At 40.2% G+C, this 14,182-nt stretch carries 12 protein-coding genes; 5 read left to right on the top strand and 7 right to left on the bottom strand.

Annotated features, from left to right (window positions below):
- Nucleotides 1–3,213, bottom strand: a complete 3,213-nt coding sequence (locus L2735_RS16300) for a DUF748 domain-containing protein (RefSeq protein WP_248985706.1) — start codon at nucleotides 3,211–3,213, stop codon at nucleotides 1–3.
- A 337-nt stretch (nucleotides 3,214–3,550) separates the two neighbouring features.
- On the opposite strand from L2735_RS16300, the gene L2735_RS16295 reads away from it, so the two are divergent.
- From L2735_RS16295 to L2735_RS16280, 4 genes are all read left to right on the top strand, one after another.
- Nucleotides 3,551–3,982, top strand: a complete 432-nt coding sequence (locus L2735_RS16295; RefSeq protein ID WP_248985705.1) for a GNAT family N-acetyltransferase — start codon at nucleotides 3,551–3,553, stop codon at nucleotides 3,980–3,982.
- 84 nt (nucleotides 3,983–4,066) lie between these two features.
- The gene (locus L2735_RS16290; protein WP_248985723.1) at nucleotides 4,067–4,768 is read left to right on the top strand and encodes a DUF445 domain-containing protein; all 702 of its coding nucleotides are present in this window, start codon (nucleotides 4,067–4,069) and stop codon (nucleotides 4,766–4,768) included.
- Between the two features lie 262 nt (nucleotides 4,769–5,030).
- Nucleotides 5,031–5,381 (top strand): VOC family protein, encoded by a 351-nt coding sequence (locus tag L2735_RS16285; RefSeq protein WP_248985704.1) that lies wholly within the window; start codon nucleotides 5,031–5,033, stop codon nucleotides 5,379–5,381.
- Nucleotides 5,362–5,535, top strand: a complete 174-nt coding sequence (locus L2735_RS16280; protein ID WP_428848322.1) for a DUF1289 domain-containing protein — start codon at nucleotides 5,362–5,364, stop codon at nucleotides 5,533–5,535. Before L2735_RS16285 ends, L2735_RS16280 begins: the two co-directional genes overlap by 20 nt.
- 107 nt (nucleotides 5,536–5,642) lie before the next feature.
- Here L2735_RS16280 and L2735_RS16275 read toward each other — a convergent pair whose 3' ends face one another.
- The 6 genes from L2735_RS16275 to L2735_RS16250 form a co-directional block, all read right to left on the bottom strand.
- A complete protein-coding gene (locus tag L2735_RS16275; protein WP_248985702.1) occupies nucleotides 5,643–6,137 on the bottom strand; it encodes a GNAT family N-acetyltransferase in 495 nt (164 codons plus the stop codon).
- Nucleotides 6,138–6,186: 49 nt separating this feature from the next.
- Nucleotides 6,187–6,414, bottom strand: a complete 228-nt coding sequence (locus L2735_RS16270; RefSeq protein WP_248985701.1) for a hypothetical protein — start codon at nucleotides 6,412–6,414, stop codon at nucleotides 6,187–6,189.
- Between the two features lie 129 nt (nucleotides 6,415–6,543).
- Complete coding sequence (gene asnB, locus L2735_RS16265; RefSeq protein WP_248985700.1) at nucleotides 6,544–8,208, bottom strand: asparagine synthase B; 1,665 nt, start codon at nucleotides 8,206–8,208, stop codon at nucleotides 6,544–6,546.
- A gap of 402 nt (nucleotides 8,209–8,610) precedes the next feature.
- Nucleotides 8,611–10,290 (bottom strand): M28 family metallopeptidase, encoded by a 1,680-nt coding sequence (locus tag L2735_RS16260; RefSeq protein ID WP_248985699.1) that lies wholly within the window; start codon nucleotides 10,288–10,290, stop codon nucleotides 8,611–8,613.
- 270 nt (nucleotides 10,291–10,560) lie between these two features.
- Nucleotides 10,561–11,307 carry an HAD-IIA family hydrolase gene (locus L2735_RS16255; RefSeq protein WP_248985698.1) on the bottom strand — a complete coding sequence of 249 codons (747 nt, stop codon included), beginning with the start codon at nucleotides 11,305–11,307 and terminating at the stop codon, nucleotides 10,561–10,563.
- Between the two features lie 127 nt (nucleotides 11,308–11,434).
- The gene (locus L2735_RS16250) at nucleotides 11,435–12,811 is read right to left on the bottom strand and encodes an L-serine ammonia-lyase (protein WP_248985697.1); all 1,377 of its coding nucleotides are present in this window, start codon (nucleotides 12,809–12,811) and stop codon (nucleotides 11,435–11,437) included.
- A 357-nt stretch (nucleotides 12,812–13,168) separates the two neighbouring features.
- Between L2735_RS16250 and nagZ the strand changes: the two genes are divergently transcribed.
- Complete coding sequence (gene nagZ, locus L2735_RS16245) at nucleotides 13,169–14,182, top strand: beta-N-acetylhexosaminidase (RefSeq protein WP_248985696.1); 1,014 nt, start codon at nucleotides 13,169–13,171, stop codon at nucleotides 14,180–14,182.

Below are 14,182 nucleotides of genomic sequence, written 5' to 3'. Positions count from 1 at the left end.
CTAATTCGCATCCAAAGTCAGCAGCGCTTGAGCATTTGTTTGCTCCATATGCACGCGACTCTCTAGGATAAATACTCGGCTTGGGTCTATGTTTGCTTGCTCAACTAAATAAGCTTTCACGGTTTTAGCTCTATTTTGAGCCAGTATTCCAAGCTGTGATTCTTCAACTTCTTGCTGGTTCATGCTGAAGTTATATAAAGCAATATGCCAGCGGGTTTGTAGCTCTGTAGTTTCTATACCAGGGTTTTCTGTTTCTATATTCTGTTTTATTAATTGCGGATCCAATTGAGTTTCAGTTTGATATACATTGATTAATGCATCCACTAACGGACCTTGCTGAGGATACTGACTCGCAGATAAATCTTTTGGTAACGCTGAAAATTCCATTTGGGCTTGTGTGGCAAGTTTTTGATGTAACTGCTGCTGTTGAAGTGCTTGTTGATCGTTAACTAAATCAACACTTCCCTTAATATTAAGCACCAGTAATGGGCGATCGTTCAGCGCTTTAGCCAATGAAGTCAGAGTGGCTTGTTGCTCGCTGGTAATATCAGACTGGCCATATTGAAAACTTATTTTATCCATTTCATCTTCATCGCCACCGACAAGGCCAGCTAATAATGAAAACGGTGCTGTAATCGCTTTAGTGATGACATTGGTTATTGCTGTCATCACTATGCTGCCAAAACTAAAGCTTGGAGAGTCTAAGTCACCATCTACATCGACACCTAAGTCAATCACACCATGCCTATCCTGTAATAGGGCAATGGCCAAAGAAATAGGTAATGAAGTTGCAAGTGAACTGTTACTCGGTTTACCTAGCTCTAATTGATCAATAACTAAATGATTACTGCCTACCAACTGGTTGTTTTCTAATTGATAATTAAGCGCGAGGGATAACTGACCCTTGTCAATGTAATAACCTGCATAAGTCCCTGAATAAGGATTAATTGAAGTTAACTCAACTTTATTGAAAGCTAGGTTCAAATCTAGATAGGGATTGGCCAGTAGCGGGTTAATATCGCCTTTTAGAGTAACTGGCGCATACTTATCAATTTTGCCCTCTAAATCGACAGATGCTCGTGTTTCTGGGTTGGTAGAGATTTGGGTTATGTCCCCGTTTAGTTGTTCAATTCCTGATGCAAAGTTAGGAGTAAGGGAGTTATCTGCAAAAAATGCAGAGCTATCTTTAAAGCCAATGCGCTTAATATCGATAGCGAAAGCAGACTCTTGCGCCACGTTATCGTTAGGGGAAGTTGTTTTATTCGATTCGGTATTAGTCTGCTTTGTTACTTCAAGATTAATCTCATCTGGTTTACTACTATCTTCGCTAGTTGATTGAACCACAAGATCTGCAATATTAGTGCTTCTGTCTTCAGCAATAATTAATCGGCTAAAGAGTCCATCAAATAAAATCTCATCGATAGCTAACGATTGGGCTAAGTTATCGAAAGTAAATGCTGTTATTGCCATTGACTCCCAATTAAGTAACGGCTGTTTATGGAGGTTATCCCTAATCTTTAATTGATTGACTGAGGCTTGCCCTTGATAAACAAAATGCTGTTCAGCATTAGCGCTGATATGGCCGCTAGTATTGAATAAGCCTGTTTCAAGGGTGACATTCATAAATGGCGAAATGTAAGGCTGTAATTTAGTTAAGTTAACTTTTTGGTAGCTAACATCTGCTTCTAAACTTAATTGTTTTGCATCAAACTGACCTTGGGAAGTCAATTCGCTTTGCTCATTAACAGTTAAATCCAACTGGTAATCAATGGGTAAACTTAAGTCAGATTTTATCGTTTGAGTGGAAAAGTTAATTTCAGATATTTTCCAGAAATTAGCCGTTTTGTTGGCTACCGATTCTGTCAATTCGAATTGGTAATTTTCTAAATTGAACTGGTTTAGGGTAACTAACCAAGTCGGCGTTTCATCTAGTGTATCAACAGCTGTTGGCGCTTGTTCATCTGACTCGTTAAGTGTTGCTAAAGCAGTATCAGCATCTTCAGCCGTGCTTTCATCTACGACAAAAATGGGGGTAAATAACTCCACTAAATTAATTTTTTCTGGCGCTACTGTTATCCAAAAGTCTGCATCTGTAGTGCGTAATTCATCGATATCTATAGTTTGATTCTGGGTTGAGACATTGATGCCGTTTAACGCGAATAAATCTATCTTGCTAACCTGTCGTTTATCATCATTGGCAGCTATGTTTTCGAGCTTAATATCAGTATCTGAAATCTCGATAACAAGTGGCGGACTAACTGATTCTGGAGCAGTTGACAAGATAACTGCGCTGGGTTCTTCAATATTAAATGTAGAAGTTAGATTTAAATTAGCAGACTGCAATGACACTTTAAAAAGAGCTTCTACAAAAGACCAATATTGGGTTAAATCCATTTCAATTACTGAAAGTTTACCTTTGGCGTCGATGGGGGATAACTGCACTTGAGACTCAAGGTTTACTTGGCCGTTTTGAGCGTCTGCAATGCTAAGTATGAGCTTGTTAGCTTCAGGTATTTCAGATAATAAGGCATCGGTTTTGAATTGCGCTGCAGCTAGGTTGATATTTGGATATTGCAGTTGGGTATCGGTGAGCTTATCGCTGATTAGCAAGCTGGCATTATTAAACGCAAATTGATTCACATGAATGGCAATAGGGCTAGAAGGCTCTTCAGTTTCTATTACTTCTACAGGTTGATTTTTGGCAGCCTGTTCAGCTCTATTATCAAATGTTTCAATGATATCGGTAAAATTAAATTGATAACCCAGTTGTTCGCTGGTTGTTGACTTACTCGGAGTTGAGTTGCTCTGCGCTGAGCTGTTAAGTGTGCCTAAGCGTTCAATTGTAAGTGTGGTTCCTTCAATGGTTAAGTAATCCAAGCTCACATTGAGGCTAAACAAAGAACGCCAAAACATGATGTCGACGTCAAGCTTATCTAGATGAAAAAATGTCTTGTTGTTGTCTTGTTCATCAATAGTAAATTGGCTAATGCTAACTTCAAAAGTGAAGGGGTTCACTTTGATTGATTCGATGTTAACCTTTCTGCCCAGTAACTCCGATAACGATTTAGGCGCTTGCTTGGTAGCAATAAATGGCAGTAACAGTCCTAAGGTTAATACGAAAAGTAAGTAAAAAAATGAAAAAATGATCGCAATTTTTTGATAACGAGGGCGATGATCAAAGGCAAGTTTCAATGTGTTTAACAACGGCATCATAGGGGCAACTGCTTATAGTAAGTTTTCGACAGTAAATATTTAGACATTTTAACGAATTTAAGGTTCAGTTACTCGTTTGTTTTAGATTTATTTACAATTTTATTCATAAGTTTTTTAAATGGACAAAAACAGTATTTATATTTAAGCTAATGTATTAAATAGTTTTTTAAGTAGTACAGTTACTTTTTGTTGTGGGTGATTCTAAAAGTAGAAAAACATCATGTTGATCCTTTGTTGTATTATAGCTGTACAAAGCAAGTAACGATAAAACCGATATATTAGGTGTGAGCTTTTATCAAGAGTCACAGTCTAAGCAACCATTTTCAAGGACGAAATAATGCAGATCCGCCTAGCCTCAGAATTAGACACCGATGTTTTAGTGAGTTTATTTGATGACTACAGGCAGAGTATGGGGTTTCAATCTGAACCTAAAAAGTGCCTTCAGTTCATTAAAACTCGCCTAGGTGAAAACGACTCCATGATTTTGATGGCATGGGAGCAACAAAAATGCCTCGGTTTTGTGCAACTTTACCCTTCCTATTCTTCGTTGTTACTTAAGCCTGTTTGGTATTTTGATGATGTATTTGTTGATGCATCTCGTCGCGGCGAAGGTATTGCTGCTCAGTTAATCGAAAAAGCCAAAGTATTAGCTGCAGGAACCGAAGTTATGTTAGTTAAGCGGACTAAAGTACTTGATAACGAACTCGAAGGAAGTTTATCGAATATGACCGAAACTGAAGGGATGTATTTGTACCATTCCGGTTTGTAGTTAAAATTATTAAATAGTCAGTAGCATCTAGCCTTTGGAAGTTGATAAAATGCCAAAGGTTTTTTTATGTCCGAGGATTTAAGATTGAACAAGAGTTTAGTGACGAATGTCATTGCCGCAGCATTAGTATTAATTGGTTACTTTGCTGATATCACTATGGTGTTTACCATTGGTTTATTTGCTTTGTCTGGCGCAGTAACAAACTGGCTGGCTGTGCACATGTTATTTGAAAAAGTCCCTGGACTATATGGCTCTGGCGTTATTCCATCACGGTTTGAAGAGTTTAAAGCGGGTATTAAACATCTGATGATGGAGCAGTTTTTTACTCAGGAGAACATAGATCGTTTACTGACTGAAAACAGTGCAAGTGCTATCGATTTAACACCTGTGATTGATAAAGTAGATTTAGCGCCTTCGTTTGATGCACTTGTGACGACCGTTGAGAATTCTTCTTTTGGTGGCATGCTGTCGATGTTTGGCGGAACAGAAGCGCTTATTCCGTTGAAAGAACCTTTTATTGATAAGATGAAACAGTCACTGACAGAGTTGACTCAAAGCGAAGAGTTTAACCAAATTTTAATCAATGAGCTTGAGCAACCTAATGTAATGGCAGACTTACAAGGCAAGGTCTCGAATATTGTCGATCAACGTCTTGATGAATTAACCCCAGTTATGGTGAAGGATATAATTCAAGAAATGATCCGCAAGCATCTAGGTTGGTTAGTGGTATGGGGTGGTGTATTTGGCGGCTTAATTGGTGCTTTAGCTGCTGTACTTCAATCTTAATTAACCCAATGTTATGAAGTGAGTGTGAAGTAAGAGTGCAGTTAGTATTAGCGTTGTGGCTTTAGGCTTTAGTTCTAGTTTCAGGTTTAAGGACTAAAGCCAGCCACAAATCTATCGCTTATAAATCTATCGCTTATAAATTAGGTTTTCATTATCGCTAGTTACGCTGCTAGTTCGACATCCTACCTATATTCCTCTATTTTCAAGTAAGGTCGCTTGGGTTGTAGCGGTACAGATCTGTTAATCACATATGGGGTTACTTATGTCTAAACATCATAAAATTAACTACTTAGAAATACCTGCATTAGATTTAGTTAAGACAAAGGCATTTTTTACCGAAGTGTTTGGCTGGCATTTTAAAGATTATGGCCCTGAATATAGTTGTTTTTTAGATGTTGGTATTGATGGTGGTTTTTACCAAGCAGAGCAGGGGTTTACTCTAGGGGTAGGTTGCCCATTGATTGTACTTTATAGTCAATGCCTTGAAACAAGTGAACGAAAAGTATTGGCCGCTGGTGGCGCAATCCTTAAACCCGTATTTAGCTTTCCTGGTGGCAAGCGTTTTCACTTTGCAGATATAAATGGGAATGAGTATGCAGTCTGGTCTGAATGAACCTCGTTCACCTTGTGTGGCCAATTGCTGCCTCGATTTGCAGGATGTCTGTTTAGGCTGTCATCGCACGCATAAAGAGATATTGGCTTGGCATAAAATGAGCCGAGAAGAGAAAATCGCGCACTTAGCTGATTTAGCTTCGCGCACACCTTAGTTTATAAAACAATCCATCTAATCTAATAGTAAGGAGTGTGACTAAAGTCATTCCATCACACTCACACATACACTCACTTAAGGGTGACGTTATCCTGACAATCGTGTCTATTGCTCGATTTCAGTTTTGAATAAAGAAAACCCTCGTGCTTGATAATTTTTCAGCGCACTTGGATGGTCAAGAGAGCAAGTGTGGACCCAAACTCTTTGGGTGTTATCAAGTGACCATGCTTTTTCAATCGCTTGGCTTAGTAAGTATCCACCCATGCCTTTGCCGATAAATCGAACTCCAAGTCCAAAATACATTATCTCGACGTTACCATCATCTTGTTGCTGCAGCTCAAAGTAACCCGCTGGAGAGCCTTCAAAATACGCGACATATAAGTGAAGCTTACTATCTTCGCTATACTGCTGCCATTGGGCTTCACTCCAGCCTAATTTATCGGTCCATTCCCAAGCTGCGCCTACAAACTGATACAAGAAGCGATTAAATTCAAATTGTGGCACCTCAGCTTTTGTTACAGTTAACCCTTTTGCATCAGTTTTAGCTTGTGATTGAGCAGCTGAATTCATTTCTAAATGAAAAATGGTCACATCAGACATGGAAAACCTTTATAAATTAACAGTAGTAGTGATTCTATGGTTGGAGGTATCAACTTGCTGGTTCTAAAGGAGAATTATCTTTAATCATGACCAAAACTGCAATATATATTAATGCCAATGGAGGAAAAAATGCGAGTAAAAAACCAATCGCAGTGGCTAATTTAGGTGAAGATGTTTTTTTACTCCCTAATTTATAACTACTCCAGGTAATTAAAATGGTAAATGGTACCCAAAGCACCACGAGTAATTGTCCAATAAAAGCGGCATTAATTGACATTATTTAATCCTTTAAATATTGAGTCTATAAGTACTTGTTAAACTAACCTTGTAAAGATAGCATAAAAAGAATAATAAAAAAGCCATCGACAGGTCGATGGCTTTTTTAATAATAGCTTATTTATATCAACTAATAAGCACAGTCATGAACGTTTTTAACTGCGCGTCCAGATGGATCGTTGATACCTTGTAAGCTTTCATCCCAAAGTAACGCTTCAGGTGTCGAACAAGCGACTGTTTTACCGCCTGGTACAGTTTGCGCTGCAGATTCTAATGGGAAGAACTCTTCAAAGAAACTACGGTAGTAATAGGCTTCTTTAGATTCTGGCGTGTTGTAAGGGAATCTAAATTTAGCGTTAGCAAGCTGTAAATCATCCACTTGTTCAGCTGCGATATCCTTTAAGCCGTCAATCCAAGAGTAACCCACGCCATCACTGAACTGCTCTTTTTGACGCCAAACGACTTCATGTGGCAATGCATGTTCGAATGCTTCACGTAAAATGTTTTTCTCAATGCGTCCATCTTTAGACATTTTAGCTTCAGGATTGATACGCATAGCGACATCCATAAACTCTTTATCTAAGAAGGGTACACGAGCTTCAAGTCCCCACGCTGCCATGGCTTTGTTAGCGCGTAAGCAGTCAAATAAATGCAGTTTATCAAGCTTACGAACTAATTCTTCATGGAATGCTTGTGCGTTAGGCGCTTTATGGAAGTACAAGTAACCGCCAAATAGTTCATCTGCGCCTTCGCCTGATAACACCATTTTGATCCCCATGGCTTTAATCTTACGAGCCATCAAATACATTGGCGTTGCTGCACGAATGGTTGTCACGTCATAGGTTTCTAAGTGATAAATCACTTCTTTAATCGCATCAAGACCTTCTTGGAAGGTGAAGTGGATTTCGTGATGAATCGTGCCAATGTCATCAGCCACTTTTTTGGCTGCAATTAAATCAGGTGCACCTTCTAAACCAACAGCAAATGAATGCAGTTGTGGCCACCAAGCATCGGTTTCGCTATCGTTTTCAATACGGCGTTTGGCGAATGTTTGAGTAATGGCTGATATAACAGATGAATCTAAGCCACCTGATAATAATACGCCGTAAGGTACATCTGACATTAACTGACGTTTAACCGCCGCTTCTAAAGCTTCACGTAAGTCTTCTTTGCTTGCTGGGTTATCTTTTACAGCGTCGTAATCACGCCAATCACGTTGATAATACTCGGTTAAATCAGCATCTTTAGAGTAGTGATAATGACCAGGTTTAAATTCCTCTACGGTTTTACATACTGGCATTAATGCTTTCATTTCAGAGGCAATATAATAGTTGCCTAAGCTGTCGCGGCCAGAATAAAGCGGGATAATTCCCATGTGATCGCGACCCACTAAAAATGCATCTTTAGTTTTGTCGTAAAGTACAAAAGCGAAAATACCGTTCAGCTTATCTAAGAAGTCTACGCCGTACTCTTGGTATAAGGCTAGAATAACTTCACAGTCAGAGTTCGTCTTATAACGATACTTTTCACCTAACTCTTCTTTAAGTTGCTTATGGTTATAAATTTCACCATTCACAGCAAGTACGATGTTGTCATCTTCGCTGATGAGCGGTTGTGCGCCGTGATCAACGTCGACAATGGCAAGACGTTCATGAGCAAGAATCGCTTTATCGTCGGCATAAACACCTGACCAATCTGGACCACGGTGACGTAATAGCTTTGACATTTCTAAAGCCACTTGACGCAATTCTTTTGCGTCTGATTGAATATCTAAAATCGAAAAAATTGAACACATAATCTGGCTCCAAAACTGTAAAACTAAACTTAATAATCTTTATCTGGAATTCACTTTGACAGCATTTTACGCAGGGTTCAAGCTTGAATTTTGAATTATTCTTAATAAAAGTTGGTTTTTTGTGTGATTAACTTTTGTTTTTACGCTGTCATTTTGAGGATCGATTAAACTTGTAAGGATATTATTGATGAATATTGATTTTACTCTCTGAAATTGCCATTACGATTTGAGAATATTGAATATGTAAGAGATAAATTTTAAAGATTAAAATAGCTACCTATTTGACGTAAATTTAAACAAAAATCCCTTGAAAGATTTTCTTTCAAGGGATTTTTCTTAGGCATTCTTCAAAGGGACTCTTCTAAGGGAGTTGCTAATGAAATTCGTTAAAACGAAATCTGTTTAGTCTTTGGCTGGTCGTAGGCTGTTAAATTCTGAGCCCTTATAATAACCGGGCCAATCATTGCTGTTTGCCAAGGTTTCAGCGGCTTGATAATAAACAGCGAGATCTTGCAGGGCACCAGATAGGTCCCAACTTTCTCGGTAGTGATCGCAAACGCTGTGATAACAACCTTTCATTTGGATTTGCATTGCTTGTTTATACTTTGCAGTTGCTTCATCTAATGGAATACTTCCACCACCTGCAAACACTGCTGGCACACCCAATTTAGCAAAACTGAAATGATCCGAGCGGAAAAAACCACCTGATGCAGGGTTACGCTCACGGGTCGCGGTTCGATTTTGAGTACTCGCGACAGAAATAAGATACTCTTCTAATTCCGACTGTCCTTTACCCACAATAGTGTAATCTTGTGTTTTACCATAAACATTGGTGCTGTCTAAATTAAACACGGCAACGGTTTTATCAATAGGGTAAATAGGATTGGCGGCGTAATAACGAGAACCAAGTAGGCCTTGTTCTTCACCCGTTGTCGCAATAAATGTTACCGAGCGTTTTAAGCCATTGCCTTGCTCGGCTTGTTTAGCGAATTGACGGGCAATTTCTAGGATACCGGCTGTGCCAGAGGCATTATCTAGGGCGCCATTATAGATATTATCGCCATCTTTGGTTAAATCGATGCCGAGGTGATCCCAGTGAGCAGTGAACAAAATATGCTCTGCTTTTACATCTGCATCTGTTCCAGGAAGCGTTGCGACGACGTTATAACTGTCGGCATATTCGGCTTTACTGGTAAAGGCGATATCAGCAGTTTGGTTTAAGTCGAGGTTAATGGCAATGTCTGAAGCTCGGGCCATTAAGTTAGGCAGCTCAAAACCTGCTTTCTTGAAAATAGCCGTGGCAGTTTCTAAGGTCATCCAGCCTTCAACTGCGATACGTTTATCTTGAATTGCTTGACTGAATACGAGGTCTTGTTGCGCGCCTGTCCAGCTATTCTCTACAACTGACCAAGGGTAAGAAGCTGGAGCGGTATCATGAATAATGATGGCGCCTAATGCACCTTGTCTACTGGCTTCTTCAAATTTATAACTCCAACGGCCGTAGTAAGTCATGGCTTTACCATTAAACTTATCGGATTCTGGGTGAGCAAAACCAGGATCGTTAACCATGATCACCGCAATTTTGCCTTTCATGTCTAGACCATCGTAGTCATTCCATTGATATTCTGGCGCGTTAACACCGTAACCGACGAAAACCAGCGGTGCATTACTAATATCAACGCCACCTTTATCATGGCGAGTGCCTAAAACAATATCTTCGCGGTTGGTTAACTTGATCCCAGCTAAGCTAATTTGCTGAGATTCGCTGGCGGTATAGCTCACCATAGGGACTGGCTGTAAATAACTGTCTTGGTAAGTCGTTTTTAAGCCCATTTCTTTAAAGGCTGCAGACAAGTAATCAAGCGTGAGCTGTTCACCTTTCGTCGTGGGAGCACGTCCTTCAAATTCATCTGATGATAAAGTTTTAATATCTTTTCTAAAACGAGCTTCATCAAAGGTTACTTGACTGATTGAAGTGGATTCAGCAGTAACAGAAGAAGGATTAGAGGTTTGCTCATCAGCACTTTGAGGGCTGCATGCGCTTAACAAAGCTAAGGCGCAGAATGGGAGCAATTTTTTCATAGGTCGTCCTATTGTTATTTTTAGGTACTGTTATATATAGATGCTGTTATTTATATAAAGCTATTTATAAGCATAGTTAAGTCAGAACTACCTCGGTGAGTTTGCGACGGGGGTAATTTGGAGATAGCCATGCAGGCATAATGAATCAAGCTTATAACACGAACAAGGTTATAAGCTTGAAAATATGTTACCTAATGTTAACCGAAAGGAGAGGTAGCAGAATTCTCTGAATAATGACTGTATAACAGAGTATTTGAGTATATTGGCCTGCTAGACCACATCAATATCGCCAGCGCATTTGAATACATGATTGGGTCTGAAAGGTTCCTTATCGATATCGGCCATTTGGCTGACGCCACTGGTCACTAATATCGTTTCTAAACCTGCTTGAAAGCCTGCCAGAATATCAGTGCGCATATTGTCGCCAATAATAACCGTGTTTTCTGAGTGACCTTTAATGTGATTTAACGCTGAGCGGATTATCCAAGAGCTAGGTTTGCCCACATAAAAAGGCTTCTTACCTGTAATACGCTCTATTGGCGAGCAAAGTGCGCCGCAAGCTGGACTGTAAGCAGGGCCATGGGTATCGGGGTTTGTCGCGATGAAGCGGGCACCATCTGCAATAAAACGAGATGCTTTATGGATCATGTCCCAGTTAAATGAGCGAGTTTCACCGACAATGACAAAATCAGGATTGATATCAGTAATCGTAAAGCCAGCGTTATAGAGTTCATGGGTTAGGGCACCTTCACCAATCACATAAGCCTTACTGCCTTGTTGGTGTTTAAGGAAATCAGCAGTGGCCATTGCAGAGGTGTAAAAGCAGGTTTCAGGTACATTAATCCCTGCAGCGCCAAGGCGGTTTTGCAGATCTTTTCCTGTTTGAACTGGGTAGTTGGTAAGAATGACAAGGGGATTACCTTGTTCAAGCACTCTATGGATAAATTTATCACTTCCCGGAATGAGTTTGTTGTCGTGCAGTAAAACGCCATCGATGTCGCAGATAATATTTTTCATTGATCGCTCTTTATTGATGAATGCATTCTCATCTAAAAGTATTTTTAACTAAAAAACAATCAAAAGGCTCACGCTTTAAACAAAAAAGAGGCTAAATAGCCTCTTTTTTATCAAAGTTAATTCAAAGCTAACATTCGACAATATTCACGGCTAAACCACCTTTAGCCGTTTCTTTATATTTACTGCGCATATCTTTGCCAGTGTCCATCATGGTTTTAATGACTTTATCTAAGCTCACTTTATGGTTGCCATCGCCACGAAGTGCCATACGTGAAGCATTAATGGCTTTCACCGCGCCCATAGCATTACGCTCAATACAAGGTACTTGCACTAAACCGCCGACAGGATCGCACGTAAGTCCTAGATTATGCTCCATACCGATTTCAGCAGCATTTTCAACATGCTCAACAGTGCCGCCCATGATTTCGGTTAATGCCGCAGCAGCCATTGAACAGGCTACGCCAACTTCGCCCTGACAGCCCACTTCCGCACCTGAGATAGAAGCATTCTTCTTATACAAAATACCGATAGCAGCGGCAGTGAGTAAGTAACGGCAACACACGTCCATATCCACTTCTTGTACAAAAGTATGGTAGTAACATAAAACCGCTGGAATGATACCTGCTGCGCCGTTTGTCGGGGCAGTAACCACGCGATCACCAGCAGCATTTTGTTCATTAACAGACAGAGCAAATAAGTCTACCCAGTCCATCGCCGTTAATGGGTCCATATTGTTACGTCCTTCCGCCTGCAAGCGGCGATATAACGCAGGAGCACGGCGACGTAATTTAAGGCCGCCTGGAAGCATGCCTTCTTTTTGATAACCGCGTTCGATACAGTTTTTCATGGTTTGCCAAATGTTCCACAAACCTTGTTTGACGTCTTCTTCAGATGCGATGCTCAGTTCGTTAGCCATCATTAATGAAGAAATACTTAACCCGTTATCGCAACATACATCGAGTAATTCACTCGCGGTATTAAAGTCATAAGGGGCTGATTTTATTGGCGTGGCAGGGGATGCATTGGTTTGGGTGATTTCATCTTCATCAAGAATGAAACCGCCACCAACAGAGTAATATGTGCGTTCAAAAATACATTCGCCTTGGCTAAAAGCGTATAAGGTCATTGCATTTGCGTGAGCGGGTAAACTTTTACGGCGGTGATAAGTAATGCCATTATCACGGGTAAATTTAACTGAACGGCCATCAGCAATGATTAAGGTTTGATTGGCAGAAACTTGTTCAAGGATAGCGTCAATTGCATCAGTGTCCACGGTATCAGGATCTTCACCCATCAAGCCTAAAATAACGGCTTTTCCGGTGCCATGGCCTTTACCTGTTTGGCCTAGAGAGCCAAATAATTCTGAACGTAATTCATCTGTTTGAGCTAAATGGCCTCGGTCAGATAAATGCTGCATAAACAGCTTTCCCGCTTTCATTGGCCCGACAGTATGGGAGCTCGATGGCCCGATACCGATTTTGAACATATCAAATACGCTAATCATTGTTATCAACCTTAGTATTCAGTCGTTTTTATTATAGTCGTTTATTCATTTACCGCGGTGTTGATAAAGCTTCCACTTAGATTAACAATTCTTGGTTAACTGTATCTCTAGCTTGTGTTTCTCTGCATAATAGTCAGTAATTACAGACAGATTTAAAAGCAGTATTGACCTAACGGTTTGGCAAACTTTTTAGTTATTTTACTGAGTATCCCATACTTTTTATGAGAGTGTTCATTAGATTTTTTTATGCGATTAGCTTCAGATTAGTTGAAGTAATTGCAGCCGAGATCACAATGGCGATTTTTTCGTAATATGGACAATCAAGCTGGTAGCGTTACGGTATAAATAGGAGTTAGCGTGAGTTATTTAATGATGGATTTAGCTGGACTCAGTGTCAGCGATGAAGAAACTGCTTTATTACAGCATCCACAAGTTGGGGGGATCATTTTATTTACCCGCAATTTTTCTAATAAAGCACAGTTGATTGATTTAGTTAAGTCGGTTCGTACTATTCGCCCAGATCTTTTAATCGCGGTGGATCACGAAGGTGGTCGAGTGCAGCGCTTTAGAGATGAGTTTACCCTTGTCCCTGCTATGGGAGATATTCTACCTGCTGCAAACGGAGATATGAGCTTAGCGCAGCGCTGGAGCAAAGAGCTGGGTTTCTTGATGGCGATAGAATTAGTGGCTTGTGATATTGATTTAAGCTTTGCCCCGGTGCTTGATGTAAACGGCATCAGTGATGTTATTGGCAAGCGCAGTTTTAGTCCAAACCCACAGGAAGTTAGTTTATTAGCTGCAAGTTTTATTGAAGGAATGAATCAAGCGGGTATGGCCGCAGTGGGTAAGCACTTCCCAGGTCATGGCAGTGTTAAAGCAGATACCCATGTTGCTATGGCTGAAGACAATCGCAGTAAAGAAGATATTTTCAATAATGACATTTTGCCTTTTAAACAGTTAATGGCCCAAAAACAGCTAAATGGCGTCATGCCTGCTCATGTCGTTTACAAGCAAGTTGATGCTAATCCTGCTGGTTTTTCATCGTACTGGCTTCAAGATGTGTTACGTCAAGAGCTTGCATTTGATGGGGTTATTTTCTCGGATGACTTGGGTATGAAAGGGGCATCATTTGCGGGCGATTATATTGGTCGAGCGCAAGCGGCGCTGTCTGCAGGCTGCGATATGATTTTGGTATGTAATGACCCTGAAGGCGTGAAAGCACTACTGAGTGATTTTACTTGGCCGTCCACAGCGCCGAAAAATAATGCAAAACTACTTAAAGCAGATATGGCGCAAGTCATGATAGGGCTTGGTTCAACTGAACGTTGGGAAAAAGCGCAAATGCTGGCTAAGCAAATATTAGCTAAATAA

It is taken from the genome of Shewanella olleyana (genome assembly GCF_023283825.1).
Classification (GTDB): Bacteria; Pseudomonadota; Gammaproteobacteria; order Enterobacterales; family Shewanellaceae; genus Shewanella; species Shewanella olleyana.
The sequence above is the reverse complement of the archived record's forward strand: the minus strand, read 5'-3'. Positions and strand labels throughout refer to the sequence as shown.

What these genes read in the sequence shown, in the direction of transcription:
- L2735_RS16295 (WP_248985705.1), top strand. Translation starts at nt 3,551, where the DNA reads ATGCAGATCCGCCTAGCCTCAGAATTAGACACCGATGTTTTAGTGAGT.
- L2735_RS16285 (WP_248985704.1), top strand. Translation starts at nt 5,031, where the DNA reads ATGTCTAAACATCATAAAATTAACTACTTAGAAATACCTGCATTAGAT.
- L2735_RS16255 (WP_248985698.1), bottom strand. Translation starts at nt 11,307, where the DNA reads ATGAAAAATATTATCTGCGACATCGATGGCGTTTTACTGCACGACAAC.
- asnB (WP_248985700.1), bottom strand. Translation starts at nt 8,208, where the DNA reads ATGTGTTCAATTTTTTCGATTTTAGATATTCAATCAGACGCAAAAGAA.
- L2735_RS16300 (WP_248985706.1), bottom strand. Translation starts at nt 3,213, where the DNA reads ATGATGCCGTTGTTAAACACATTGAAACTTGCCTTTGATCATCGCCCT.
- L2735_RS16280 (WP_428848322.1), top strand. Translation starts at nt 5,362, where the DNA reads ATGCAGTCTGGTCTGAATGAACCTCGTTCACCTTGTGTGGCCAATTGC.
- L2735_RS16270 (WP_248985701.1), bottom strand. Translation starts at nt 6,414, where the DNA reads ATGTCAATTAATGCCGCTTTTATTGGACAATTACTCGTGGTGCTTTGG.
- L2735_RS16260 (WP_248985699.1), bottom strand. Translation starts at nt 10,290, where the DNA reads ATGAAAAAATTGCTCCCATTCTGCGCCTTAGCTTTGTTAAGCGCATGC.
- L2735_RS16275 (WP_248985702.1), bottom strand. Translation starts at nt 6,137, where the DNA reads ATGTCTGATGTGACCATTTTTCATTTAGAAATGAATTCAGCTGCTCAA.
- L2735_RS16250 (WP_248985697.1), bottom strand. Translation starts at nt 12,811, where the DNA reads ATGATTAGCGTATTTGATATGTTCAAAATCGGTATCGGGCCATCGAGC.